Annotated in this window: 19 protein-coding genes; 10 read left to right on the forward strand and 9 right to left on the reverse strand. The window is 72.0% G+C overall.

What is annotated here, in order from left to right; all coding sequences use genetic code 11:
• Positions 1–7: 7 nt before the first annotated feature.
• The gene (locus PYS65_RS26240) at positions 8–2,602 is read right to left on the reverse strand and encodes a LuxR C-terminal-related transcriptional regulator (protein WP_279336396.1); all 2,595 of its coding nucleotides are present in this window, start codon (positions 2,600–2,602) and stop codon (positions 8–10) included.
• Positions 2,599–5,124 (reverse strand): helix-turn-helix transcriptional regulator, encoded by a 2,526-nt coding sequence (locus tag PYS65_RS26245; RefSeq protein ID WP_279336397.1) that lies wholly within the window; start codon positions 5,122–5,124, stop codon positions 2,599–2,601. The genes PYS65_RS26240 and PYS65_RS26245 overlap by 4 nt, the downstream gene beginning before the upstream one ends.
• Before the next feature lie 362 nt (positions 5,125–5,486).
• Between PYS65_RS26245 and PYS65_RS26250 the strand changes: the two genes are divergently transcribed.
• The 3 genes from PYS65_RS26250 to PYS65_RS26260 all read left to right on the forward strand — a co-directional run bounded on the left by PYS65_RS26250 (position 5,487) and on the right by PYS65_RS26260 (position 10,333).
• Entirely contained in the window at positions 5,487–8,312 is a 2,826-nt protein-coding gene (locus tag PYS65_RS26250; RefSeq protein WP_279336398.1) for a helix-turn-helix transcriptional regulator, read from the forward strand.
• A gap of 413 nt (positions 8,313–8,725) precedes the next feature.
• Positions 8,726–9,526, forward strand: coding sequence for a PAS domain-containing protein (locus PYS65_RS26255; RefSeq protein WP_279338084.1), 801 nt, complete (start codon positions 8,726–8,728; stop codon positions 9,524–9,526).
• A 66-nt stretch (positions 9,527–9,592) separates the two neighbouring features.
• The gene (locus PYS65_RS26260; protein ID WP_279336399.1) at positions 9,593–10,333 is read left to right on the forward strand and encodes a response regulator transcription factor; all 741 of its coding nucleotides are present in this window, start codon (positions 9,593–9,595) and stop codon (positions 10,331–10,333) included.
• Positions 10,334–10,430: 97 nt separating this feature from the next.
• On the opposite strand, the gene PYS65_RS26265 is transcribed toward PYS65_RS26260, so the two are convergent.
• Positions 10,431–10,886, reverse strand: a complete 456-nt coding sequence (locus PYS65_RS26265) for a VOC family protein (protein ID WP_279336400.1) — start codon at positions 10,884–10,886, stop codon at positions 10,431–10,433.
• A 297-nt stretch (positions 10,887–11,183) separates the two neighbouring features.
• Here PYS65_RS26265 and PYS65_RS26270 point away from each other — a divergent pair, with 297 nt between their 5' ends.
• Entirely contained in the window at positions 11,184–14,186 is a 3,003-nt protein-coding gene (locus PYS65_RS26270; RefSeq protein WP_279336401.1) for a bifunctional [glutamine synthetase] adenylyltransferase/[glutamine synthetase]-adenylyl-L-tyrosine phosphorylase, read from the forward strand.
• Here PYS65_RS26270 and PYS65_RS26275 read toward each other — a convergent pair.
• The gene (locus tag PYS65_RS26275) at positions 14,183–15,178 is read right to left on the reverse strand and encodes a phosphatase PAP2 family protein (RefSeq protein ID WP_279336402.1); all 996 of its coding nucleotides are present in this window, start codon (positions 15,176–15,178) and stop codon (positions 14,183–14,185) included. The two genes, PYS65_RS26270 and PYS65_RS26275, sit on opposite strands and share 4 nt — an antisense overlap.
• A gap of 131 nt (positions 15,179–15,309) precedes the next feature.
• On the reverse strand, positions 15,310–16,344 hold the full coding sequence (locus PYS65_RS26280; RefSeq protein WP_279336403.1) for a LacI family DNA-binding transcriptional regulator: 1,035 nt from the start codon (positions 16,342–16,344) through the stop codon (positions 15,310–15,312).
• Between the two features lie 489 nt (positions 16,345–16,833).
• Here PYS65_RS26280 and PYS65_RS26285 point away from each other — a divergent pair, with 489 nt between their 5' ends.
• The 4 genes from PYS65_RS26285 to PYS65_RS26300 all read left to right on the forward strand — a co-directional run bounded on the left by PYS65_RS26285 (position 16,834) and on the right by PYS65_RS26300 (position 21,986).
• Entirely contained in the window at positions 16,834–18,105 is a 1,272-nt protein-coding gene (locus PYS65_RS26285) for an extracellular solute-binding protein (RefSeq protein WP_279336404.1), read from the forward strand.
• Between the two features lie 96 nt (positions 18,106–18,201).
• A complete protein-coding gene (locus PYS65_RS26290; RefSeq protein WP_279336405.1) occupies positions 18,202–19,206 on the forward strand; it encodes a carbohydrate ABC transporter permease in 1,005 nt (334 codons plus the stop codon).
• Positions 19,207–19,219: 13 nt separating this feature from the next.
• Positions 19,220–20,131, forward strand: coding sequence for a sugar ABC transporter permease (locus PYS65_RS26295; RefSeq protein ID WP_279336406.1), 912 nt, complete (start codon positions 19,220–19,222; stop codon positions 20,129–20,131).
• A 148-nt stretch (positions 20,132–20,279) separates the two neighbouring features.
• Entirely contained in the window at positions 20,280–21,986 is a 1,707-nt protein-coding gene (locus PYS65_RS26300; protein ID WP_279336407.1) for a glycoside hydrolase family 13 protein, read from the forward strand.
• A gap of 74 nt (positions 21,987–22,060) precedes the next feature.
• On the opposite strand, the gene PYS65_RS26305 is transcribed toward PYS65_RS26300, so the two are convergent.
• On the reverse strand, positions 22,061–22,345 hold the full coding sequence (locus tag PYS65_RS26305; RefSeq protein WP_279336408.1) for a hypothetical protein: 285 nt from the start codon (positions 22,343–22,345) through the stop codon (positions 22,061–22,063).
• A gap of 118 nt (positions 22,346–22,463) precedes the next feature.
• Between PYS65_RS26305 and PYS65_RS26310 the strand changes: the two genes are divergently transcribed.
• Together PYS65_RS26310 and PYS65_RS26315 are read left to right on the forward strand one after the other, a co-directional pair.
• Complete coding sequence (locus PYS65_RS26310) at positions 22,464–23,312, forward strand: Scr1 family TA system antitoxin-like transcriptional regulator (RefSeq protein WP_279336409.1); 849 nt, start codon at positions 22,464–22,466, stop codon at positions 23,310–23,312.
• Positions 23,288–23,497, forward strand: coding sequence for a DUF397 domain-containing protein (locus tag PYS65_RS26315; RefSeq protein ID WP_279336410.1), 210 nt, complete (start codon positions 23,288–23,290; stop codon positions 23,495–23,497). Before PYS65_RS26310 ends, PYS65_RS26315 begins: the two co-directional genes overlap by 25 nt.
• A gap of 86 nt (positions 23,498–23,583) precedes the next feature.
• Here PYS65_RS26315 and PYS65_RS26320 read toward each other — a convergent pair whose 3' ends face one another.
• The 3 genes from PYS65_RS26320 to PYS65_RS26330 all read right to left on the reverse strand — a co-directional run bounded on the left by PYS65_RS26320 (position 23,584) and on the right by PYS65_RS26330 (position 25,394).
• Positions 23,584–24,060, reverse strand: a complete 477-nt coding sequence (locus PYS65_RS26320) for a hypothetical protein (RefSeq protein WP_279336411.1) — start codon at positions 24,058–24,060, stop codon at positions 23,584–23,586.
• A 148-nt stretch (positions 24,061–24,208) separates the two neighbouring features.
• On the reverse strand, positions 24,209–24,811 hold the full coding sequence (locus PYS65_RS26325) for a hypothetical protein (RefSeq protein WP_279336412.1): 603 nt from the start codon (positions 24,809–24,811) through the stop codon (positions 24,209–24,211).
• A gap of 166 nt (positions 24,812–24,977) precedes the next feature.
• Entirely contained in the window at positions 24,978–25,394 is a 417-nt protein-coding gene (locus PYS65_RS26330; protein ID WP_279336413.1) for a hypothetical protein, read from the reverse strand.
• Between the last annotated feature and the right edge of the window lie 108 nt (positions 25,395–25,502).

The raw sequence follows: 25,502 nt of genomic DNA on the forward strand, positions 1-25,502 counted from the left end.
GCCTTGCTCACGGGTGGCCCAGCGCCACCGTGAGGTCGGGGCGGCCGTTGATGCCCAGGGCGCGGTAGGTGTGCGTCAGGTGGAGTTCGACGGTGCGGACGCCGACCGACAGTTCCTTGGCGATCGCCGTGTTCGACCGGCCCTCCGCCGCCAGCAGGGCGACCCGCAGCTGGGCCGGACTCAGCCGGGCCCGGTTCGAGCCGGGCTGGGCGGCGAGCCGGGCGGCGACCTCCTCGGTGAGCGGGAACGGCCGGCCCCGTCTGACCGCCTCGTCGAGCAGGCTCCGTGCCTCCGCCGACCGGCCGGTGTCGAGCAGGGCGGAGGCCAGCGCAACCATCGCCCGCGCGTACAGTCTCCGGGTCGGCATGCCGGCGAGCAGACGTACCGCGGTCCGTAGGTGCCCGAGCGCCGTACGGTCGGGGAGGGCCGGCCCCGCCCAGAGGTGGACGGCGCCGACCGCGCCCGGCGCGCCCCAGGCCCGGGCCGCCGTGAGGCTCTCGACCACCAGGCGCTCCGCCGCCTGCGGGGCCGCGCAGGCCGCCTCCGCCATGGCGAGATGCGAACGCCAGGGAATGACGGCGGGGTTCACACAGCCGAGGGGCCGCAGCATCCGGCCGCACTCGCGCAACTGCGCCCTCGCCTCGGAGGTCCGGCCGGTGCGCAGGCAGAGGACGCCCCGGGCGAACAGCAGGCGGGCAGGGCCCAGACCGTACCCGGTGCGGTCCGGCGGGACCTCCGTCCGGGCCGACCGCGCCAGGACCGACTCCGCCAGGTCCGTCCGGCCGGACTCCAGGGCGACGAGTGCCTCCACCGCGGTCAGTCCCGGCAGCGCCCGCGGATGCCAGTGGTGCCTGGGCACCTCGGCGACCGCCTCTGCCAGCCGCTCCCTTGCCTGCTCCAACTCGCCCGTACGCAAGGCGAGTTCCGCAAGCCCCAGCAGTGCCTGACCGGTCACGGGGCTCACCCTGTGCCGTCGCGCCTCGGCCGTGATCCGCTGCAGCCCGGACCGGGCCAGCGCCACGTCCTCGGCGACGGCGAGCACGCGCGCGGCGAACAGCCGGGGAGTGAACAGCCCGTTTCCCGCCCGGATCAGCACGCTCCCGGCCAGTCGGCGGGCCTCGTCGATCTTCTGCCCGGCCAGACAGTGCCGCCAGGCCCCGGCCGCGGCCCGGGTCGCGTCGAACTCCGGCGTCCCCCGGCCGTCCCACGGGCCGGGGGACAGGGCGTCCGGCGCCGGTCCGGGTGGACGGGTCTCCGCGGCCAGCGCGTGCAGGCCGCGCAGCGTACGCCGCTCGGCCTCCGACGTCGCCCGCGCCGCCGCCGCGCCGAGCGCCGCCGCCGCGTCGTCCCCGGCGCGCAGCGCCAGCACGTCGGCGGCGAACAGCAGGGCCCCGGACCGGTCCGGGACGTCGGTCTCCCGCAGGATCCGCCGGAATCCGCGCTCGGCCGCCACCGGCCGCCGCGAGGACTGGGCCTTCGCCAGTTCCAGCAGGACGTCCGTGCGCAGCCCGCCGTCCGCTCCGTGGTCCAACGACCGTTCGAAGAACACCACCGCCGCGTCGTCGTCGCCGGACCGGCGCGCGGCCACCCCCGCTGCGTGGAGCGCGCCGGGGACCCAGGGTTCGTCCAGCGAGGTCCGTGCGGCCAGCCGGCCGAGCACGTCCTGCGGGAAACCCTCGCGGTGCGCCAACCGCGCGGCACGCTCGTGGAGTTCACGGCGCCGGTCACCGTCCAGGAGGCCGAGGGCCCGCTCGGCCACCAGCGGGTCGTACAGCCGGGGCCCTGCGGCGGCGGAGTCGAGCAGACCGGTGACGGCCGGCTCCGTACGCGCCTGCTCGCCGTCCGGCACGGAGATCCCGGCCAACCCGCAGACCTGGCGGAACGAGAAGTGCCCCGCCGCCACCGCGCTCGCCGTGACGAGTGCGGACGCCCGCGCGGACGCTCGCGCCAGTACGGTCCGCAGATGGTGCCGGCCCGTCCGGTCGGCGAGCGCGGCGAATTCGGCGGCGTCGGGGGGCGGGCCGGGCCGTCGCCGGAGCGCGGCGCACAGGACCGCCGGGTTGCCGCCGGTCGAGGCGGTCGCGGCCGGCAGGAGCGAGTCGGCCGCCTCCTCGCCGTACGCCCGTGCGAGCAGCGTCCGTACGGCGTGCTCGGTCAGCGGGCGCAGCGACAACTCGTATGCGGGATCGGCCTGTGCGCCGAGCGGCGCCGGGCCGGAGCCCGCAGAGTGCTCGGAGCCCTCGGAGCCCTCGACGAGCACCCACAACGCGGGTCGCGGTTCCGGGCGGCCGGTGGGGGAAGCGGGCCCCTTCGATGTGCTCCGGGTGTCGTCGGTGAACAGGGCCGACGGGCCGCTGACCGAGGCGGGTCCGTCCTGTCCGGGGGCCGTGAGGACGTGCAGGCCGGCCTGCCGGGCGAGGGCCGCGCCCTCGGCGAGCAGGGCGCTGCGTCCGGTGCCCGGGCGGCCACGCACGAGGACGGTCGCCGTCCCGCCGTCCGCGACCTGGCGTACGGCCCGCTCCAACGTGGCCCGCTCCCCGGCCCGTTCCAGGAGCCCGTCGGGTGCGCGGGGTGAACGCGGTGGCCGGAGCGGCCGGTTCACCGTGTCCCGCCGGGCGCTCGCGCCTCGGCAGGCTGCGGTCCGTGCGCCGGGAACCACCTCGCGAGGCCGGCCCGCCCGGGGATGCCGAGCTTCCGGTACACGTTCGTCAGGTGGTACTCGACCGTGCGTACCGTCAGGTGCAGGGCGTCCGCGATCGCCCGGTTCGACTTTCCGGCCGCCGCCAGTTCCGCCACGGGACGTTCGGCGTGGCTGAGCGCCGCCAGGGTGTGCCGGCCCTCCGCCGAGCGAAGCGCGTACCGCGCCTGTTCGGCGACGGAGGCCAGGCCGTACCGCGCGGCGGTCGCCAGCGCCGCGCGCAGGCGGGCGGGCGCACCCCGGTCCGACCGGTGCAACAGGGCTTTGCCGAGACGGAGTTCGGCGAGGGCGTGGGACTGCCGGTCGGAGCTCTGGGCCAGGATCCGGGCGCTCTCGGTGAGCAGTTCGACGCAGCCGGCCGGGTCGGCCGACACGCCCCGGGCCAGCAGACTCAGCCCCGTGCTGCGGGCCGTCGGCCATCGTTCGGCCAACTGACGTCCGAAATCGGCCCGTTGGGCGGCGGCGCCCGACTGTCCCAGCCGCATGAGCAACTCGGTGCTGTGCACCCACCAGAGGCTGAACACCGGGTTGCCCACACCGGCGGCGGCGAGACCGGCTCCGCACTGCTCGAACAGACGCAGGGCCTGCTCGGGCCGGCCGCGGCCACGCTCGACCAGGGCCAGGGCCGTCAGGCGGTGGTGGTGCTCCCAGACGCAGTCGTCGAGCCGACGGCCGTCGAGCCGGAGCAGTACCTCCTGCGCCCGGTCGAGGTCGCCCCGGGCGACCAGGGCGTGGGCGAGGGTGATCGACGCCAGCCGGCTCCGCCCCGAGGTGCCCTCCGCCTCGGAGAGACGGGACGCGGCCGACGCCGCCTCGGCGGCCTCGGCCGCCCGGCCCGACTCGAGCAGCACCAGGGCCCGCGCCGAGGCGGCGTGGCACTCGGCCCACGTCTCCTCGCGTTCGGCGCTGTCGGCGACGGTCCGCTGCAACTGGTCGAGTGCGGTCGCGGTGTCGTCGGCCAGTGCGAGGACCCGCGCCGCGGCGACCCTGGCCCAGGCGGTGTGCGGCCGTCCGGACCAGAGGACCTGACGGGCGTCGGCGACCGCCGTCTCCCGCGCATCCGGCCCGGAGGCGGTCAGCGCGGTGCGCAGCGCGCGGACGGCGAGCACCATGCGCTCGGTCGGGTGGTCGGTGAGGACCGGGACGGTGGAGGGGGTGGGCGGGGTGAGGGCGACGGGGATCGAGGAGACCGGAGAAACCTCAGGGACCGCAGAGGTGTCAGGAATCGCAGCGGCATCAGAGACCGCAGAGACCGTGGGGGCGGCGGGGGCGGTGGCCGGGGCCCGTCGTGCCCGCCCGGTCGGCGGGCCGTCCTGACGGCCGGGGTCCGGTTCACGCAGCAGCGCGTCGAGCGCGGCGGGGGTGTCGGGGGAGTCGTGCACCATGAGGGAGGTGAGCCGGAGCAGGTCGGCGGCGTGGGCCCGGAGCAGTGGATCACCCGTGCCGGGGGGCGTCCCGGCGAGGTGGGCGAGGTGCTTACGGGCAGCCAGGGGATCGATGTCGACCAGCGCGGTGGCGAGGTCCATGCGGACGGCGGCATCGTCGGCGTCGGCGGCGTGGAGCCGCGTCAGGTAGGACACCGCGGCAGCCGGGCGGTCGTGCCGGGCGGCTGCCGCCGCCTCCCTGAGGACGGCACGCATCCAGGAGCGGTCCAGCGTGCTCTGCTCGAGCAGCAGGTCGGCCACCTGTTCGGCGGGTCTGGCCGCGTCGTTGAGGATCTCGGCGGCCTGGGCGCGCAGGCGCTCCCGCTCGGCCTCGGGCAGGGTGTCCAGCAGCGAGGGGGTGCCGTGGGCCGGCAGGGGGCCGGGGAGCAGACCGCGGGCCCCGGCCTCCTCCAGGAGCCGGCCCGTCGTCTTGGACGGGAGCCCGGCCAGGGCACCGACGAGGTCCGGGTCGGTGCTGCCGAGGGCCGCCGCCGCCAGGGCGACCTCGAGCAACCGGGGTTCGCGCAGGGCGAGTTCGGCCAGGTCGTCGGAGGCCGGCCGGGCGGTGTCGGCGGGCCGGAGGCCCGCGGCGTCGATGACCGTGCAGTAGTCCCGCGTCGCCAGTTCGTGGAACGTCGCCGCGGCGGGCCCCGGCAGTCCGGGGGGCAGGTGCAGCAGAACGGTCAGCGGCTGCCGGTAGGTGGCGCGCATCAGCTGGTCGATGAAGCGGAGCGTGCCCTCGTCGCACCACTGCGCATCGCCGATGGCGAGGACGAGTGGCCCGCGCGCCAGCAGCCCGCAGACCAACGAGTGCGTCGCGTAACGGACTTCGTGACCCGACGGCGAGGCACCGAGCAGGCGTCGCAGCACGGCGTGCTCCGTGCCGGCCGCCTCACGCCGGCAGCCCACACGCCGTACGTTCGCCTCCCGTCCGTACGTGACACTGACATGGCGGGCGATGGCGTCCACCGAGCCACGGCCGGGGGAGCCCAGTATCACCACGCAGCGTGCGCCGCGGTGCTCGCCACGGACCGGGCAGGTGGAGGGCCCGCGCGGCGCGGCGGCCGACAGGGCGGCGGTGCCCGTTCCGAGCGGGTGGGAACGGGAGGCGGAGACCGAGGGGACCGAGGGGGCCGAGGGAACCGAGGGAATCGGATGCGCCGACTCTGATCGTCTCGAACTCATAATCATTACGATATGACAGTGCTGTGACTTTTTGTTGAGGGCGCCGGGCCTTTGTGTCCAGGCGGCTCGCTGGGGTCAACCGGCCTGGAGTGGACCGTACTTGACCGGTTCCGCTGATGAATGGAGGCTCCGTGCGGCTTCTGGAGCGGATAGAGCATCTCGACACGGTCCAACGGATGATGAACAGTGCGCAAACCGGCGGCAGCATGCTCATTGCGGTCACCGGAACTCCGGGCATGGGGCGTTCCGCCTTCCTCGACGCGGTCGCGGTCCACGCGGAACAGCACGACTTCGTCGTACGGCGAGCGCGGGGCAGCCGACTGGAACAGGGCCTGCCCCTCGGCCGCCCCGGTCCGGCCCGTCCGGAAACCGCCGGCCGTCCGGTCGTGCTGCTCGTCGACGACCTGCAGCGGGCGGGGGAGCCGGCCCTGACCCGGCTGACCGCGTTGCTCGCCGACCCGGGGCCGGACCCGCTGCTCATGACGGTCGCCGTGTGCGAGGGGGAGTTCGCCACCGAGACGCCGGGTGTGCAGGAGATCCTGTCGGCCGCCGACCAGGTGATCCGGATGGGACCGCTCGGCACGGAGGGGATACGCGCCCTGCTCGGGGAACACGGCATCGTGCTCGCCGACGACCAGGCCCACGCCTGGAGCCACGCCACCGGCGGCAACCCGACGCTGATCATCTCCCTGTTGCAGCGGCTGGAGCGGCTGGAGCGGCTGGAGCGGCTGGAGCGTGCGGGGCGCGGTGCCTCCGCACGCCTGCTCGACACCGCCCGTGCCCAGCCCGCGCCCTGGAGCCTGCGGTCCCGTGTCGCCGCGGCCCTGACCGGTCACCCGGAGTCCGTCGGTCGGCTCGCCGCCTGCGCGGCGCTCCTCGGCGGGGAGGCCGAGACGCACATCCTCGCCCGGCTGGCGGATCTGGACCCGGCCGAAGGTGACGCGGCGGCCAGAGCGCTGATCGGACTCGGCTGGGCCGCCGACCGCTGGACACCGCCCGTCCTGTGGGACTGCGTACGGGAAGCCGCCGAGGAGGGGATCTCGCTCGCCGAACGCGACCGGCTGCACCGCCGGGCTGCCGAACTGCTCCATGACTCGGGTGCACCGGCCGAGCGGCTCGTCCCCCATTTCATGGAGGTCGGCCCCGGCGACTGGCCCGAGGCCGCACGGGTGATGCGGGAGACCGCCCACGAAGTGTGGCGCGGTGGCGACGACGCGCTCGCGATCCGCTGTCTGCGCCGGGCCCTGCGGGAGTTCCCGTCCGACAGTGCCCAGCGCGGCGACCTGCTGGCCGCCCTCGCCGACGTGGAACAGAACGCCGACACCTCCGCGATGCTGCGCCACGTCGGCCAGGCGCTTCCCCTGCTGGAGGCGGTCCCCGAACGCGCCGCGGTCGTGGCCCGGGTGCCGCTCACGCTGTTCCTCTCCGCCCCGCACGCGGCGTCGGAGATGCTGGAACAGGCCGGGGCGGGGCGCACCGAGCCGATGGTGCCGACGGCCGACCCGGTGACCCGGGCCGCCCCGAAAGCGCCGGAGCCCTCAGCGATGACAGTTATGTCAGCGATGTCAGCGACATCCGCGATGTCGGAGAGGCCGGAGACGTCGGAGGCGGCGGAGCTCGGGCTGCGGCTGGAAGCCCGCGTGCGGCTGTCGCGGCTGGGCGACCCGGCGGCCCGGGCCGCCGCCGTCCAGCGGCTGCGAACCCTCGCCCCCGGGCCGGTTCCCGGTCCCGGTACCGCGGCCCGGCGGGAACTCATGACGGTCCTCGTCTTTGCGGGCGTCCTCGGCGGCCGGCTGCCCGCCACCGAGGTCGCCGACCGCACGCGGTGGCTGCTGGAGCACGAACCGGCGTCGGCCGCCTCGGAGTACGGCGCGTCCGCGCTGACGATCGCCTGCGCGGCCGTCGCGGAGGCGAGTGAACCGGCGCGCTGCTGGCTGGACACGGCGCTCGAGACGGCGCGGCAGCGCGACGACCGGCGGCTGCGCACGGCCGTGCTGAGCCGGCGCGCGCTCACCGCCGTGCACGCCGGCCGGCCCGCCGACGCCCGGGCGGACGCGCGGGAGGCCTGCGCGACAGTTCCCGGCCCGGCGCGGGACCCGGCAGGGGACTCGCTGGGGGACCACGACTGGCTGACGGTGCTCAGCCTGACGTCCGTGGCGGTCGAGACGGGTGACACCTGGCTGGCGGAGCGGCTGCGCGACCGGCTGGCCCAGGGGCAGGGCGCCGGGCAGCCGGTGTGCGGGCTCGCCCTGCGGGTGCTGCAGATCCCGCTGACCGCGGAGCGTGAACTGCCCGCCCTCGCGGCCGATCTGCAGGACGCCGCCCGCCGCGCCGAGGCGGCGGGCTGGGGCAACCGGACCCTGTTCCCGGTCGACGTGTGGTGCGCGCCCCTGCTGCTCCGCCTCGGCGACCCGGAGGGCGCGCTCCGGCTCCTCGCCCGGGCCTGTGACCGGGCACGGCACTTCGGGGCTCCGGCCGCACTCGGCCGGACCCTGCGCATGTGGGGCACCGTGGTGCGCGGCCGCTACGCGCTGTCCCTGCTGGCCGAGTCCGTCGCCGTGCTCAGGGAGAGCTCCAACCACCTGGAGCTGGGGCGGTCGTTGACGGCGTACGGAAACCGGATGCGGGACGCCGGACGGCCGGGCTCCGACGAGATCCTCGCCGAGGCGGACCGGATCGCCGAGGCGACGGGCGGGGCGGTGCTGCGGCGCTGGATCGCCCCGCAACCGCCGTCCCCGCACAGTGCGCCGCCGTGCGGAGGCGTACCGGTGGCCGGCGGAGTGCTCAGCGAAACCGAGTGGCGGGTCGCCTCCCTGGTGGCCCTGGGCCACACCAACCAGGACACCGCCGAGGCGCTCGGAGTCACCCGGCGGGCCGTGGAGAAGAGCCTCACCAGGCTGTACCACCGGCTGGACGTGGACGGCAGGGCCGGACTGGTTCCGGCGGTGCGCCGCATGGCCGGAAAGGCGGTCTTCGGTTCGGGCGTGCTCGCTGAACGACTGTGATCCGGTAGCCGGGGTGCCGGCGTGGGTAGGGATGCCGGGGCGAGGGCCCGTGTCGGGACCGGTGCCCGGTGACCGGTGCCCGATCGGTGCACCGAACGGGCTACTCGCCGGTAAGCCGGATTGGTCCCGTCCGGCCATGGAAAATGTGGGTGGAAATGCCGGTAATCCGCAGATGGCCAGAGGTGGCCGAGCGGTGTCCGGGGACGTTTCCCACCGCTTCCCGCACCCTGTCACGACGGTCTCTCCGAACCCGCGGGGCGGCGACCACAGTCTTTCACGGGGGTTCCGGATTCCATTGCACGTCAACGCCCGTGCTCCGTAGGCTGGCTCTCAGCCAGTGAAAAATTCGAGAGAGGGAGGGAAAGGCTTACATGGCCCACGCAAAGATCAGCACGGTGGGCGGGCTCCTCCGGATGGCGGAGGCACATGCCGCCCCGCCCGGGAAAAGTCCGTATTCCACCGAAACGGTGCATGAAATAGATTCTTCGCTGTTTGACGCGGAAATCGGAAGCGAGAAGTACCGTGATGCGTTCCTTTCGCTTTTCGAGCGCTCTGGAATCGCTCTCGCCATTCTCGATCTGAATCTGCGGGTGCGTTCCGTCAACAGTCCCGTGATGCCCCGGTGCGCCCAGCGGGCGGACGAACTGCGCGGGCGTGAGTTCGTGGAGTTCCTGCACCCGAGTGTGCGACAGCACGTACTGCATCAGTTCGGCCGGCTCGTGCAGGGACACCGGACTCGTCTCGTCGGACACCCCGTCGTCCTGTCCGTCTACGGCAACACGGTCTCCGGCAGGATCACCGCGTTCCCGGTGACCGACGGCGCGGGCCGGGTCGAGATGATCGTGGTGCAGTTCACGCCGGAGGAAACAGCCGTCGACCGCGAGGCGCACGACGGCTCGCAGGGGAAGCTGGCCCCGCTCAGCGCGAAGGTCCTGGAAGGCGTGGCGGCGGGTGATCCGACCGTACGCCTGGCGGCCAAGCTGTTCCTCAGCCGGCAGGGCATCGAGTACCACGTCGGCATGCTGCTGCGGCAGTTCCAGGTGCCCAACCGGACGGCACTGGCGGCGAAGGCGTACTCGATGGGCATGTTCAGCATCGGCAGCTGGCCGCCGAGGGTGCTCCCCGACCACATCCGCTCGGACCAGCAGGGAGCGGGGAGCGGATGGGGCGAGACGCGCACACGATCACGGCAGCGCCAGACCTCAGGACGCTGAACGCTTCAGAACGTCGAACGTCTCAGAACGCCGAGCACGCCAGAGCCACCCAAGAACGAGGACGATGTGAAACTACTGGTCGTTGAGGCCAACGAACGGGTGTCGGCGGCTCTCGGAGCAGCTCTGGAGGAACAGGGTCTGCAGGCGGTGTGCGCGTCCACCGGCAGGGCCGCGCTCGAATTGCTGGACCGGGCCCGCCCGGACGTCGTCCTGCTCGACCTCGCCCTCCCCGACTGCGACGGCTTCGGGCTGTGCGGCGCGATGCGGGCCGCCAGCACGGTCCCGATCCTGGTGACCACCGCGCGCGGGGACCACCTGTCCTGCGTGCGAGCGCTCGACCTGGGCGCGGACGACCACCTCGTCAAGCCCTACAACCTGGCCGAACTGCTGGCCCGGGCCAGGGCGGTGCTGCGCCGTGGCCGGCTCGCCGAGCCCGCCACCACCGGCTCCGGAACCGCCCCCGCCGCAGCCGTCCCCGACGAGCCCTTCGAGGAACCGCCGACAGACCTGCTGCTGGCCGGGCGCGTACGCGTCGACCTGCGGGAGCGGGCCGTCCTGGTCGACGGTGCCCCGACCGAACTGCCCGACGACGAGTTCGACATCCTGGCCGTGCTGGCCCGGCAGCCGGGCCGGACCCTGCGCGCCGACCAGATCGTCGAGGAGATCCTGCACGCGCACCGGGCGTCGCTGCGCACCGCCCTGCCGACCCGGATCGCCTCGCTGAGGGAACTGCTCGGACCGTCCCGGCTGGTCGAGTCCCCCGAGGACGGGTACTACCGGCTCCCGGTCCCCGAACCGTACGCCTGACCGAACCGGACCGCCGTCGCTCAGCGGCACCGGACACCCGGTGGTGCTCGAGGAGGCCACCGCCGGCGTGCGGCGGCCCTCCCGCGGGGCCTTCGCTCTACTTCCGGCCGTCAGCCCGGTTCGCCAGGCTCGACAGGAGCCGGTGCAGCGGCTCCGCCGCCCGGCGGCGGTACTCCTGGACGGCCCAGCCGTTGCCGTCCGGGTCCTTGAAGTACATGAACGTGGCGCCGTCGTCCGGGGCGTACGCGACCGGCTCGGAGACCTCCAGGCCGCGGGCGGTCAGTTCGGCATGGGCCGCCTTGATGTCGGCGACGCAGAGCTGGAGGCCCTGGTAGGAGCCCGGGGCCGGCGGGGTGTCGCCCGCCATCTCCCAGATGCTGTCGCCCAGCGCGATCGAGCAGCCGGAGCCCGGCGGCGTCAGCTGGACGATGCGCATGCCCGGCATGACCTCCTGGTCGATGTCGACGTGGAAGCCGACCTGGTCCCGGTAGAAGTCCCGGGCCCGGTCGATGTCCCTGACGGGCAGCGGGAGCACTTCGAAGGTCATGTCCATGGGCACAGCTCCTGTGTCGGTCCGGCCTGCGGTGCGGCCTGCGGTCCGGCCGTCCGGTCGGCGTCGGCTTCGGCAGTACGCGAACCGCCACCTCGTCCGGCTGGACGGCTCCCCCTCACCGAAGCCGAAAACGGTGCGCGGCGCCACTGAAAAACAGGACGGCGTGTCCCGGACCGCGGCGGCCCCGCGCGCTCTCCCGGAACGCGTCGCACGCCGTCCCGGGGCCGGGCCCCGAAGGTGCCGATAGGCTCGTCGCCAGTACGACCACCGTGATCCGAGGACCGAGGGAGGCCGGGGATGACGTCGGTGCCGGGACGCAGGAGCAGCACTTTCACACGGCTGCTGCGGCACGGTTTCACCGACCCGTCCGCCGCCGAGCGGCTGCTGGACGGACCCGAGCTGGTGCCCGTGCGCGACGACCCGGTGCTGCTGGACGCGCTCGGCGCGACCGCCGACCCCGATCTCGCGCTGCACGGGCTGGTCCGGCTGCTGGAGGCGCAGGCCACCGCCACCGACCGCCAGGAAGTGCTCGACACGCTGATCGCCGCCAAGCCGCTGCGCGACCGGCTGCTCGGCGTGCTCGGCGCCTCCGAGGCCCTGGCCGACCACCTCGCCCGGCACGCCGGCGACTGGCGGGCACTGGTCACGTACGAGGCGCGGGACCTGCACCCCGGCCTGGCCGAGTTCGAGGACGGCCTCGCCGGCGTCACCGACCCCGTGTCGCTGCGCGTCGCCTACCGGCGCTGCCTGCTGTCCATCGCAGCCCGGGACGTCTGCGGCACCACCGAGGTGTCCGAGACCGCCGCCGAACTCGCCGACCTGGCCACCGCCACCCTGCGGGCCGCCCTCGCGCTCGCCGAGGCCGACGCCCCCGAGGACACCGCCCTGTGCAGGCTCGCGGTGGTCGCGCTCGGCAAGTGCGGCGGACACGAGCTGAACTACGTGTCGGACGTCGACGTCATCTTCGTCGGAGAGGCGGTGGGTGGTGCCGACGAGGACAAGGCCCTGCGCGCCGCGACCCGGCTGGCCTCGCACATGATGCGGATCTGCTCCGAGAACACCGTCGAGGGCACCATCTGGCCCGTCGACGCCAACCTGCGGCCCGAGGGACGCAACGGCCCCCTCGTCCGCACCCTCGCCTCGCACCGCGCCTACTACCAGCGCTGGGCCAAGACCTGGGAGTTCCAGGCGCTGCTCAAGGCCCGCCCGGTGGCCGGCGACCTCGCCCTCGGCGAGGAGTACGTCGACGCCCTCCAGCCGCTGGTGTGGCAGGCCGCCGAGCGGGAGAACTTCGTCGCCGACGTCCAGAAGATGCGCCGCCGGGTCGTCGAGAACATCCCCACCGCCCAGGTCGACCGCCAGCTCAAGCTCGGCCCCGGCGGGCTGCGCGACGTCGAGTTCGCCGTGCAGCTGCTCCAGCTGGTGCACGGCCGCACCGACCCCTCCCTGCGCAGCGGCACCACCCTCGACGCGCTGAAGGCGCTCGCCGCCGGCGGTTACGTCGGCCGCGCCGACACCGCCCAGCTCGACGCCGCCTACCGCTTCCTGCGCTCGCTCGAACACCGCATCCAGCTGTACCGGCTGCGCCGCACCCACCTGGTCCCGGAGGACGAGGCCGACCTGCGCCGCATCGGCCGCTCCCTGGGCATGCGCAACGACCCGGTGACGAGCCTGACCCGCGAGTGGAGGCGGCACGCCGCCGTCGTACGGCGGCTGCACGAGAAGCTGTTCTACCGGCCGCTGCTCGACGCGGTCGCCCAGCTCGCCCCCGGCGAGACCCGGCTCAGCGCGGAGGCGGCCCGCGAGCGGCTGGTCGCCCTCGGCTACGCCGACCCGGCCGCTGCCCTGCGGCACCTGGAGGCGCTGGCGTCCGGCGTGACCCGCAAGGCGGCCATCCAGCGGACCCTGCTGCCGGTGCTGCTCGGCTGGTTCGCCGACTCCGCCGACCCGGACGCCGGCCTGCTCAACTTCCGCAAGGTCTCGGACGCGCTCGGCAAGACCCCCTGGTACCTGCGGCTGCTGCGGGACGAGGGAGCCGCCGCCGAGAACCTGGCCCGGGTGCTGTCCGCCGGACGGCTCGCCCCCGACCTGCTGATGCGCGCCCCCGAGGCGGTGGCCCTGCTCGGCGACGGGGAGGCCGGAGGCCTCAGGCCCCGCTCCCGCGCCCACCTGGAGCAGGAGATCCTCGCCGCGGTCCACCGCGCCGACGGCGCGGACCAGGCGGTCACCGCCGCCCGCGGGGTGCGCCGCCGCGAGCTGTTCCGTACGGCCGCCACCGACATCGTCGGCTCCTACGGCACCGAGTCCCAGCCCGCCGAGGCCGACCAGGGCGCCCTGGTGGACCTGGTCGGCGGCGCCGTGTCCGACCTGACCGCCGCCACCCTCGCCGGGACCCTGCGCGCGGTCGTCCGGGAAGGCTGGGGGGACACCCTCCCCACCCGCTTCGCGATCATCGGCATGGGCCGCTTCGGCGGCCACGAGCTGGGCTACGGCTCCGACGCGGACGTCCTGTTCGTCCACGAACCGCGGGACGGCGCGGACGAGCGGGAGGCGGCCGACGCGGCCGGCAAGGTCGTCGCCGAGATGAGCCGGCTGCTCCAGCTCCCCAGCGCCGACCCGCCCCTGCTCATCGACGCCGACCTGCGTCCGGAGGGCCGGTCCGGGCCGCTGGTGCGCACCCTGAAGTCGTACGAGGCGTACTACCGCCGCTGGTCCCTGGTGTGGGAGCGGCACGCGCTGCTGCGCGCCGAGCACGTCGCCGGCGACGCGGACCTCGGCCGCCGCTTCATCGAGCTGATCGACCCGCTGCGCTACCCGGCCGCCGGGCTCGACGAGGAGGCGGTGCGCGAGATCCGCCGGCTGAAGGCCCGGATGGAGTCCGAACGGCTGCCGCGCGGCACCGACCCCAAACTGCACGCCAAGCTCGGCCCGGGCGGCCTGTCCGACGTGGAGTGGACCGTGCAGCTGATGCAGATGCGGCACGGCGCGCGGGAGCCCGCGCTGCGTACGACCAGGACCCGGGAGGCGCTGGCCGCCGCCCACGCGGCGGACCTCATCTCCGGGGAGGACGCGGCCACCCTCGACGAGGCGTGGGTGCTGGCCACCGGCGTGCGCAACGCGGTCATGCTGGTCCGCGGGCGGGCCGGCGACACCTTCCCCACCAACCCCCGCGAACTGGCCGCCGTCGGCCGCTACCTCGGCTACGGTCCGGGCCACGCCGGCGACATGCTCGACGTGTACCGGCGCACGACCCGCAGGGCGCGGGGCGTGATGGAGGAGCTGTTCTACGGCGGGTCCTAGGGCCTGTCCGGGGCAGGGGCACGGGAGCCGCCCGGGGCGAGGGCGGAGTCCGGCGTACGGGGGGCCACCACGCCCGCCCTCTCGCTGTCCGGGTCCCTGTCGTCGGGGCTGTCCGGGCCCTCGCCGCCCGCGTCTCCACCGCCCGCGCCGGTGAGGCTCCCGCCGTGGTCCGGCACGAGTCTCGGCAGGGTGTACGGGCGGCCGCCGTACCAGACCGTCGCCAGCGCGTAGCCGAAGGCGAGGCAGAGCAGGCCGCCCACCGCGTCCAGCCAGAAGTGGTTGGCGGTGGCGACGATGACCACCAGCGTGCCCGCCGGATACAGCAGCCCCAGGACCCGCGCCCACGGGACGGCCGCCAGCGCGAAGACGGTCAGCCCGCACCACACTGACCAGCCGATGTGCATCGACGGCATCGCGGCGTACTGGTTGGACATGTTCTTCAGGTCGCCGGAGGCCATCGACCCCCACGTCTCGTGGACCACGACGGTGTCGACGAAACCGCCGCCGTTCATCAGGCGCGGCGGGGCGAGCGGGAACAGGTAGTAGCCGGCCAGGGCGACGGCCGTGGTCGAGAACAACACCGTCCGGGTCGCCGCGTAACGGCCGGGATGACTACGGTAGAGCCACACCAGGACACCCAGCGTGACCACGAAGTGCAGCGTGGCGTAGTAGTAGTTCATGCCGACCACGAGCCAGGTCACCGAGTTCACCGCGTGGTTGACCGACTGCTCGAAGGCGAGACCGAGCTGCTGTTCCAGGTCCCAGAGCCGGTCCGCGTTGCGCAGCGCCTTGGCCTTCTGCTCCGGCACCGCGTTGCGGACGAGTGAGTACGTCCAGTAACTCACCGCGATCAGCAGGATCTCGAACCACAACCGAGGCCGGCGGGGGGTGCGCAGACGGCGCACGAGCCTCTGCCCCGCCCCGTTTCCGACGGGGTGCGCTGCGGCCCGGTCCTCCCGGCCTTTCAGCGTGGTCACCGTCGTTTCACCCATGGGCACAGAGTCTGCCAGAAAAGCCCCTCCCGCAGATCATCCCCCGGTCGGGCCCGGCCCGCATGTCCTCCCCCGGAGAGCGGCCCACGGGCTCCTCCCGGAGCAGTGCGCACGACGACCTGCCCTGCGCCCTAAGGACGATGCCGGTCCCCAGGAGCCGAAGCGGTCGAACCGCGCACCACCAGCTCCGGCATGAACACGAACTCGCTGTGCGGTGCGGGCGTCCCGCCGATCTCCTCCAGCAGGGTGCGCACCGCGGCCTGGCCCATCGCCGGGACCGGCTTGCGGACCGTGGTCAGCGGCGGGTCGGTGAAGGCGATCAGCGGGGAGTCGTCGAAGCCGACCACCGAGATGTCCTTCGGCACGTCCAGACCGCGCTGCCGCGCCGCCCGTATCGCACCCAGCGCCATCATGTCGCTGGCGCACACCACCGCCGTGCACCCGCGGTCCATCAGCGCGCTGGCGGCGGCCTGACCGCCCTCCAGGGTGTACAGGGAGTGCTGGACCAGCTCCGTCTCCACGGTCCGGGCGTCCAGGCCCACCTGGTCCTGCATGGCGCGGACGAAGCCCTCGATCTTGCGCTGCACGGGCACGAACCGCTTCGGCCCGAGCGCCAGCCCGATGCGGATGTGGCCGAGGGAGGCCAGATGCGTGACCGCGAGCGCCATCGCCGCCCGGTCGTCGGGGGAGATGAACGGCGCCTGCACCTCCGGGGAGAAGCCGTCGACCAGCACGAACGGCACACCCCGGGCGCGCAGCCGCTCATAGCGCTGCATGTCGGCGGTGGTGTCCGCGTGCAGTCCGGAGACGTAGATGATGCCGGCCACCCCCCGGTCCACGAGCATCTCCGTCAGCTCGTCCTCCGTCGACCCGCCCGGGGTCTGGGTGGCGAGCACCGGCGTGTAGCCCTGACGGGTCAGCGCCTGCCCGATGACCTGGGCCAGAGCCGGGAATATCGGGTTCTCCAGCTCCGGGGTGATCAGACCCACCAGCCCCTCGCTGCGCTGCCGCAGCCGCACCGGGCGTTCGTAGCCCAGGACGTCGAGGGCGGCGAGCACGGACTGGCGGGTGGTGGCGGCGACGCCCGGCTTGCCGTTGAGCACGCGGCTGACGGTCGCCTCGCTCACCCCGGCCTGAGCAGCGATGTCGGCAAGACGTGTGGTCACAGCACCGGACTGTATCGGCCGGCCCACTCGTTGCACACCGGACGGACGCCTGGTGCGCGCCGTCGAACGGCCCGCTGCGGGCTGCTGGGTCATCGCTGTCCCTCTTGTCGTGGCATGTCGTGGCACGCCACGGCATGTCGTGGTCGGCAGGGCGTGATCGGCGTCCGTACCGCAAGGGATGATTCCCCCGACGGAAACGGATGGCAAGTACTTGCAGAGTCTTGCACAACAGTCCGAACCCCGGCCCTGCGACCGGAAACCCGGGGTCGCACGGCGGTCGGGGAGCCACCCGGACCGGGTCAAGGGGAGGTCACGGCGCCATAACTGTCGAGCCTTCTTGCAAAATTTTTCAGCAAGGTCTTTCGGATCGGTTGCATCGCTGTTACGTTCACGTCGCCCGGCGGCCCCATAGGCGCGGCCGGCAGTCGGCAGGGCGGCAGACGGGGCCGCACCCTGCACACCCGGGCTTCACACCCTCAAGGAGTACTCATGCGGCGTGGCATAGCGGCCACCGCGCTGGTGGCGTCCCTCGCCCTCACAGCGACGGCCTGCGGCGGAGACAGCGACAGCGGCGACAAGGCCGACGGCCCGGTCACCATCACCTGGTGGGACACCTCCAACGCGACCAACGAGGCACCGACCTACAAGGCCCTGGCCAAGGAGTTCGAGGCGGCCAACAAGGACATCAAGGTCAACTTCGTCAACGTCCCCTTCGACCAGGCGCAGAACAAGTTCGACACCGCCGCCGGTTCCAAGGGTGCCCCCGACGTGCTGCGCTCCGAGGTCGGCTGGACCCCCGCCTTCGCCAAGAAGGGCTTCTTCCTGCCGCTGGACGGCACCGAGGCGCTGAAGGACCAGGCCGCGTTCAAGCCCAACCTGATCGAGCAGGCCACGTACGAGGACAAGGTCTACGGCGTCCCGTTCGTCACGGACACCCTCGCCTTCGTCTACAACAAGGAACTGTTCGAGAAGGCCGGCGTCGAGGCTCCCAAGACCTGGGACGACCTGAAGAAGGCCGCCGCCACCATCAAGGACAAGACCGGCGTCGACGGCTACTGGGGCTCCACCGCGGGCTACTACGCCCAGTCGTTCCTCTACGGCGAGGGCACCGACATGGTCGACGCCGACGCCAAGAAGATCACCGTGAAGTCGGCCGAGGCCAAGAAGGCCTACGGCACCTGGCTGGAACTCTTCGACGGCAAGGGCCTGCACAAGGCCGACGTCACCGCCGACGCGTACACCCACATCCAGGACGCGTTCATCAACGGCAAGGTCGCCTCGATCATCCAGGGCCCGTGGGAGATCACCAACTTCTACAAGGGCTCCGCCTTCAAGGACAAGGGGAACCTGGGCATCGCCACCGTCCCGGCCGGCTCCACCGGCAAGGCGGGCGCCCCGACCGGCGGCCACAACCTGTCCGTCTACGCCGGGTCCAGCGAGGCGAAGCAGAAGGCCGCGCTGAAGTTCGTCAACTTCATGACCTCGGCCAAGGCGCAGGAGACCATCGCCCTGAAGAACTCCACGCTGCCCACCCGCGACGACGCCTACACCGACGAGGTCAAGGCCGACCCGGGCATCGCCGGCTACCAGACGGTCCTCGAGGCCGCCCAGCCGCGCCCGGCCCTGCCCGAGTACAGCTCGCTGTGGGTTCCGATGGACGACGAGCTGCCCCAGATCGCGGGCGGCAAGAAGTCCCTGGACAAGGGGCTGAACGACGCGGAGCTCGCCATCGTCAAGCTGGTGCCGGACTTCAGCAAGTAACCGCCCGCGTGGCCGCCGGACCCGCTTCCAGGAGGGGAGGGCCCGGCGGCCACCGGCCTGTGCCGAACCCCTTGATCATCCAGAAGGTGCCGAACCATGACAGTCGCCATCGACCGCGCGACCGGCAAACGCCGCGGTGACCGCGCGCCCCGCCCCGGCCCGGTCAGCCGCCTGAAGCACGCCTACCAGAAGCACTGGTACGCCTACGCCATGATCGTGCCCGTGGTCGTCGTGCTCGGCACCATCGTGCTCTACCCCCTGGCCTACGGCTTCTACCTCACCCTCACCGACGCCAACAGCCTCAACTCGGCCCGCACCATCGGCGTCAACGAGATCGAGGCCACCTACAAGTTCATCGGCCTCGACAACTACGCCGACATCCTGTGGGGCGAGACGGCCTACGACCGCTTCTGGTCGCACTTCATCTGGACGATCGTATGGACGATGGCCTGTGTCGTCCTGCACTACACCATCGGCCTGGGCCTGGCCCTGCTGCTCAACCAGAAGCTGCGCGGCCGCACCTTCTACCGGCTGATCCTGATCCTGCCGTGGGCCGTGCCGACCTTCGTCACCGTCTTCGGCTGGCGGTTCATGCTCGCGGACAGCGGCATCATCAACTCGGGCCTGGAGTCCCTGGGCCTGCCGACACCGCTGTGGCTGGAGGACACCTTCTGGCAGCGGTTCGCCGCGATCATGGTCAACACCTGGTGCGGTGTGCCGTTCATGATGATCTCCCTGCTCGGCGGACTCCAGTCCATCGACGGCGTCCTCTACGAGGCGGCCGAGATGGACGGCGCCAACGCCTGGCAGCGGTTCCGGCACGTCACCCTGCCGGGCCTCAGGTCGGTCAGCTCCACCGTCGTGCTGCTCGGCGTCATCTGGACCTTCAACCAGTTCGCCATCATCTTCCTGCTGTTCGGCAACACCGCCCCGGACGCGCAGATCCTCGTGACCTGGGCCTACCAGCTGGGCTTCGGACAGCAGCCGCGTGACTTCGCACAGTCCGCCGCCTACGGCATGCTGCTCCTGGCCATCCTGATCGTCTTCACCTCCTTCTACCGCCGCTGGCTGAACCGCAATGAGCAGCAGCTCGCGATCTGAGGCAGGAGCCCCCATGAGCACCATCACCGTCAAGACCGAGGCTCCGACGGACCGTCCGGCCGGCGAGAGGACCCCGCCCGTGAAGAGGCGGGGGCGCGGGGAACGCGGTCCGCTGGCCATCCTCACCTCGCACGGCATCCTGGCCGTGGCGAGCCTCATCGCGCTGTTCCCGGTCGCCTGGCTGGTCTTCCTGTCCCTCGGCCCGGACAAGGACGACTACCTCCGCCCCGGCGGCATCTGGGGCAAGATGACGCTGGACAACTACGCGTTCGTGCTGCAGGACACGAACTTCTTCCACTGGCTGAAGAGCTCGCTGATCGTCTCGCTCGGCACCACGGTCATCGGCGTCCTCGTCGCCGCCACCACCGGGTACGCCGTGTCCCGGATGCGGTTCCCCGGGTACAAGAAGTTCATGTGGGCCCTCCTGGTCACCCAGATGTTCCCGGTGGCCGTCCTGATGGTCCCGATGTACCAGATCCTGTCCGACCTTCAGCTGATCGACACCTATCTCGGCCTCATCCTCGTCTACTGCTCGACCGCGGTGCCGTACTGTGCCTGGCTGATGAAGGGCTATTTCGACACCATTCCGTTCGAGATCGACGAGGCGGGCCGGGTGGACGGGCTGTCCCCGTTCGGCACGTTCGCCCGGCTGATCCTGCCGCTGGCCAAGCCGGGCCTCGCGGTCGCCGCCTTCTACAGCTTCATCACCGCGTTCGGCGAGGTCGCCTTCGCCACGACGTTCATGCTGGACGACACCCAGTACACGCTCGCCGTCGGTCTGCAGAGCTTCGTCAGCGAGCACGACGCCCAGCGCAATCTCATGGCCGCCACGGCGGTCCTGATCGCGATACCCGTCTCCGCGTTCTTCTACCTCGTGCAGAAGAACCTGGTGACCGGCCTCACCGCGGGCGGCACGAAGGGCTGACCACCACGCCCTTCGTACGAGGACCCCGCGCGCCCCGAGCGCGCGGGTGGCGGCCGCGGCGGCCCTGACCGACCCCGCCGGCCACCGCGGCCGCCTTCTCTCCTCACTCACCGCACCACCCCCACCCCGATGACACGAACAGGAAGACATGAGCCAGCAGCACTCCACCGCCCCGGCACCGACCTCCCCGGACTCCCCGACCGAATCCGCCGCCGTCGCCACCGCCACCAGGCGGCGTGACTGGTGGCGCGACGCGGTGATCTACCAGGTGTACCCGCGCAGCTTCGCCGACAGCAACGGCGACGGCATGGGCGACCTGGAGGGCATCCGCTCCCGCCTGCCGTACCTGCGCGACCTCGGGGTGGACGCCGTGTGGCTCAGCCCCTTCTACGCCTCCCCGCAGGCCGACGCCGGCTACGACGTCGCCGACTACCGTGCCGTCGACCCCATGTTCGGCAACCTGCTCGACGCGGACGCCCTGATCCGGGACGCCCACGAACTGGGCCTGCGGATCATCGTCGACATCGTGCCCAACCACTCCTCCGACCAGCACGAGTGGTTCAAGCGGGCGCTCGCCGAGGGCCCCGGCTCACCGGCCCGGGACCGCTACCACTTCCGGCCCGGCAAGGGCACGAACGGCGAACTGCCGCCCAACGACTGGGAGTCGATCTTCGGCGGCCCGGCCTGGACCCGGGTCACCGAGCCCGACGGCACCCTGGGGGAGTGGTACCTGCACCTCTTCGCCCCGGAGCAGCCCGACTTCAACTGGGAACACCCGGCCGTCGGCGACGAGTTCCGCTCCATCATCCGCTTCTGGCTGGACATGGGCGTCGACGGCTTCCGCATCGACGTCGCCCACGGCATGGTGAAGGCCGAGGGCCTGCCGGACCTGGGATCGCACGAGCAACTGAAGCTGCTGGGCAACGATGTCATGCCGTTCTTCGACCAGGACGGCGTGCACGACATCTACCGGCAGTGGCGCCTCATCCTCGACGAGTACTCGGGCGAGCGCATCTTCGTCGCGGAGGCCTGGACCCCGACCGTCGAGCGCACCGCCAACTACGTCCGTCCCGACGAACTGCACCAGGCCTTCAACTTCCAGTACCTGGGCACCCACTGGGACGCGGAGGAACTGCGCGAGGTCATCGACCGCACCCTGGACGCCATGCGCCCGGTCGGCGCCCCCGCCACCTGGGTGCTGTCCAACCACGACGTCACCCGGCACGCCACCCGCTTCGGTAACCCGGCCGGCCTCGGCACCCAGCTCCGGCTGCCCGGCGACCGCGAACTGGGCCTGCGCCGGGCCCGCGCGGCGACCCTGCTGATGCTGGCGCTGCCCGGATCGGCGTACGTCTACCAGGGCGAGGAACTGGGCCTGCCGGACGTCGTGGACCTCCCCGACGAGGTGCGCCAGGACCCGGCGTACTTCCGGGGCGCCGGCCAGGACGGTTTCCGCGACGGGTGCCGGGTGCCGATCCCGTGGACCCGCGCCGGTTCCTCGTACGGCTTCGGGTCCGGCGGCAGCTGGCTGCCGCAGCCGGAGGGCTGGGGCGAGCTGAGCGTCGAGGCGCAGACCGGGACGGCCGGCTCCACCCTGGAGCTGTACCGCGCCGCACTCGCCGTGCGCCGGGAACAGGCCGACCTGGGCGCGGGCGACACGGTGGAGTGGCTCCCGGCCCCGGAGGGCGTACTCGCCTTCCGCCGCGGGGAGTTCGTGTGCGTCGCGAACACCACCGGCAAGGCGGTGACCACGCCGTCCTACGGCAGGGTCCTGATCACCAACGGCGAGGTGACCGAAACCGGCGACAAGACGAAGGTACCGGCCGACACGACGGTCTGGTTCACCACGGGCTGACGCTCACCGACGGGCCAGGGCCCGCCGCTTCCTCCGGGGAAGCGGCGGGCCCTCGCCACGCATGACGGACACCCTCAAGTCCGCTGCCCGCCCCGCCGGTTCACCTCGCGCACCCTGGCGCTCAGCTCGGCGGTGCGACACCCCTCCCGCAACGCCTCCGCCAGCTTGCGCGCCGTGCCCGGATCGCAGCGTCCGAGATCCACCAGCGGCGGCAGATAGTCACTGGCCAGCGAAACGGTGTCGAGCCCCAACGAGGGCAGGAGCACACCGGCCTCGTCCAGTGCCAGGGAGAGTTCGTTCCTGGCCTCGTCGGCGTCCCGGATCGCGGCCGCACGCCTCGTACGTTCCTGTGGTGCCATGATTGCGGTGCTCTTCCTTCATGATGATCCCGACTCTCCCCACGATCATCGGTACGTGACGCTAAGCTCACTAAGGGTGACGATTTTCGTTGCGCCGGACCGAAAACGGGGACAGGCGATGCCCGCACCGAAGGAGCTCGACCCCTCCGCGTCCCTGCCGGCGCTCTACGGCATGAAGTTGCCCAAGCTCCGCGTCCGCGCCGGGTTCACCCAACGCGGGCTCGGCGACCTGATCCCCGTCGCCCACAGCCGTATCGCCCAGTTCGAACTGGGCAAGGAGACACCACCCGAGGACGTCAACACCAGGCTGGATGAGATTCTGGAGGCCGACGGCGACCTGGTCGACCTGTGGACCCACATCAAGCGGACGCCGATCCCGGACTGGGCACGGAAGTTCGTGACGTACGAGGCCAGGGCGAACGCCATGCACAAGTACACGGCACACAGCGTCCCGGGTCTGCTGCAGACCGAGGCCTACGCACGGGAGGTACTGCGCCATGGACAACCGTGGTGCACGGTGGAGGAGATCGAGGAGAAGGTGACGGCGCGGCTGAGTCGGCAGAGCCTGCTCCGGAAGCCGCAACCGCCGCTGTTGTGGGTGGTGCTCGACGAGTCGGTGATCCGGCGCCCGGTGGAAGGCCCGACCGTCATGCGGGAGCAGTTGGCCTCCGTGCTGGAAGCCGCCCGCACCCCGCGCATCGAGGTGCAGGTGATGCTCTTCGTCGCGGGGGCCCACTCCGCCATGGGCGGCTCGCTCACCCTCCTGTCGTTCGACAACGCGCCGGACGTGGCCTACCTGGAGGCGGGCCACTCGGGTGAGTTGGTGGAAGACCGGGCCATGGTGGCCCGGCACTCCCATCGTTACGCTCTCGTCCATGCCCGAGCCCTGCCACCAGAGGCATCCGCGGCCCTGATCCGGCGGGCCATGAAGGAGTACGAGACATGCGCAGTGCCCGACCCGACCTGACGGCCGCAGTGTGGCGCAAGAGCACGTACAGCGACGGCGGCGGCGGCGACTGCCTGGAACTCGCCGACAACATCCCCGGCACCGTCCCCGTCCGCGACAGCAAGAACCCCACCGGCACGACCCTGCTGCTCGGCACCTCTGCCTGGACCGCCTTCCTCGACGGCATACGGACCAGCGCGCACTGATGTGGGTCACAACAGTGACCGCAGCGCTGAGTCGTGCTCGTCACGCCATCGTGACCAGGATGACTCTTGATCACGACGGACTTGAATCAGCCCTGCCCCTCGGACTGCTCCGCCTGCTTCTCGGTGAGCCCCTCCGAAGCCGCGATACGCGTGGGTCGGGCCCGCCGGTGCAGGACTGCGCCGGCACAGACCAGGGCGACGGCAAGACCCGCCAGCACACAGACGAGAACGTTGATCGACATGGAGACGTGCTCCACTGCGGCGCCGTCGGAGTAGACGCAGGCGTTACGAAGAGGCCAGTGCTCCTGCTCGATACTTGCCAACTCGGCACCTGAGGCGTTCCGGTCTTCGCACACCTCGGGAAACGGCCCTCCCATGGCCACGGAGAACCAGCCGTAGCAGTACACGGCTGCTGCCGAAGAACCGAAGACCAGAACGAGAACGGCACAGAGTCTGGACAGAGACAGGGGCGGGTTGTCCAGCAACAGAAAAACGGTCACGATGCCTGCCGCCGCAGCAGCCAGGCTGATGAGCATCAGCATGCCCATCAGAGCGAATGACATGGTGTCACCTTGTTTTCGTTGACGTAACGGACTGTGGCGCCGCCATCCGACAACAACTCCTCGAATCGCCCCCCGCCGTCGCTGCCACTGCGGCCTGGCACACCCTCATGTCCGCCGGTTGCGTCGGCCAACTCGGCTGTCAGCGGATTCAGGGCTGACGCGCCGCCTCGCGCAGTCGGTCACGCGCAGCCCGCAGCAAGCTCTGCGACCACTCCGCACGGGTGACTCCCTCGGGCAGACTCGTCAACTCGGCGTGGCCGGCGCCCAGCCCGCGGGCGATCGCCTCCACCGCGAAACGCTGCATGAGATCGTCGTTGTACTCACCGCGGCCTTCCTCGGCGAGCTTCAGCAGGGCGCGGAGGAGTTCGGCGTCGAACCCGTCGTGCAGGATCGCTCCCGCCCCCGAGACCGCGGCCACGAACGCGTCGTCACTCAGGTCCCATTCGGGGGAGCCCAGCAACTCGAGGATCTGCTTGGAGTACTTCGCTCCCATTCTCCAGTGCCCCGTGAGTACCTGAACGGCGAGCCCCGAGACCTCGGGGTCCTCGGGGTGGATCAGATAGGTGGCGATCAGCGGCTCGTATGCCGGGCCGCCCGCACGGGCCACCGCGTACAACAGCCAGTAGAGGTCCCGGCCGGCCCGGCCCTCGGAAATGGCCCGGGCGATCTCCTTCACCTCCTGCGACGGGATGGTGCCGTCCTTCGCCCGTGCGATCAGCTGCCGCACATGTGCATCATGCGCCACTGCCATGCTCCACTCACTTGACTCTGGGGGTGAACTGCTCGGAGAAGTCCAGCATTCTGCTGCCCCGCCCCGAGGCGGCGACGAGAAGGTCTCGCACGGCCGCTGGGGGGTCCGCAGCGGCTGTGCGAGATCCGGTGGCCGCCCCAATTACCGGCCAGCGTAGATGCGTGCCTCAGAACCCCGGGGCTGGGAGGAAACCCGGCCACCATGAGGGAACGCCGCTGGGGCAGTCATAGGTGGTGCCACTCCAGAAGAGGGAGAGAGCGCACCAGGAAACGGCGGAGAGAGTCACCGCGAGGGCGAAGAAGTGGAGAAAGGGACGGTTCCCAAGCAGGATGCCCACCGTAACCCAGCCCAACAGTAGGCCCGTCGAGAGGCCCGGGATGAAGAGGAAGAGTAGGAAGCCACTGTTGGCTGCGTTGTTCACTCCCACGTCGCAGGCGTTCCACGCCCTGCCCAGGAGTATGGCCACGAGTACGGCGAGAGCCGGTCCCACCACCGTGCCGAGACATCCATACAGCCGTCGGTCCCCCATGTGCCCCCTCAATTCGTCGTCCGCTCCGGAAAGCATCGGAGCCGCACCGCTCATCACTTTATCCACCCGCTTACGCAATTCCCTGGCCAACGGGGACCGGCTTGACCCTTGGCGGACGGACCGGTCCCGGCGGGAGGCCCGGGCTGCGGTGCCGTCCCCGTC

It is taken from the genome of Streptomyces cathayae, from assembly GCF_029760955.1.
Classification (GTDB): domain Bacteria; phylum Actinomycetota; class Actinomycetes; order Streptomycetales; family Streptomycetaceae; genus Streptomyces; species Streptomyces cathayae.